General features: G+C 36.9%; 1 pseudogene. It reads left to right on the top strand.

What is annotated here, in order from left to right:
• Positions 1 to 989 (top strand): annotated as a pseudogene (locus JMM81_RS22595) (IS3 family transposase); the annotation flags it as partial.
• Positions 990 to 1024 lie beyond the last annotated feature (35 nt).

The following is a 1024-nucleotide window of genomic DNA, read 5'->3' as shown; positions in this document are numbered from 1 at the left end:
AAAAGCCAAAAACAAACTCCAACTGAAGGTTCTTTTGAAGCACTCCAAGCCGAAGTTGAGCAACTTAGGATGGAGAATGCGTATTTAAAAAAGTTGAATGCCTTAGTTCAAAACAAGAGAAAATCACCAAACAAGACAAAGTACAAGTAGTCTATGAATTAAGGCTCGAGTTTCCGGTGAAAGCACTTATAAAGCTCGCAGACATTCCACGTAGTACGTATTATTACTGGGTGAAAAGCTTTGACCGCCCTGATCCAGACGCAGAGCTAAAAGAATTAATTAAAGCCATTTATGATGAGCATGAAGGTCGTTTTGGCTACCGTCGTATTCGCGATGAACTTAGAAATCGGGGACACAAGGTAAACCACAAAAAAGTACAGCGTATCCTGAAAGAGCTAGGATTAAAATGTCTTGTCCGTATGAAAAAATATCGCTCTTATAAAGGAACGGTTGGTAAAATTGCGCCGAATATTCTAGACCGCAACTTTAAATCTGAAAAACCTAATGAAAAGTGGGTTACAGATATTACGGAGTTTAAATTATTTGGGGAGAAGCTATACTTATCTCCTATATTAGATTTATATAATGGAGAAATCATTACCTATACAATCGGTTCAAGACCAACCTATTCACTTGTTTCAACCATGTTAGATCAAGCTTTTGAACGATTATCAGACGAGGATTCCCTCCTTATTCATTCTGATCAGGGTTGGCATTACCAAATGAAGCAGTATCGTCATGCCCTCCGTGAACATAAAATCACCCAAAGTATGTCACGTAAAGGAAATTGTTATGATAACGCTGTAATTGAGAATTTCTTTGGAATTATGAAATCAGAATTACTCTATTTAAAAGAATTTGAAAGTGTAGAGCACTTTAAACAGGAACTAGCAAAATATATAGATTACTATAATCACAAACGAATCAAGGCAAAATTAAAAGGCATGAGCCCGGTACAATACCGAACTCATGCCCTACAAGCTGCCTAATAAAATAACGTGTCTAACTTTTTGGGGTCACTTCA

The sequence above is a fragment of the Bacillus sp. V3B genome (assembly GCF_024494465.1).
In the GTDB taxonomy this organism is placed as follows: Bacteria; Bacillota; Bacilli; order Bacillales; family Cytobacillaceae; genus Bacillus_BD.
Note: the sequence above shows the minus strand (reverse complement) of the source record. Positions and strands in the feature narration are given on the sequence as shown.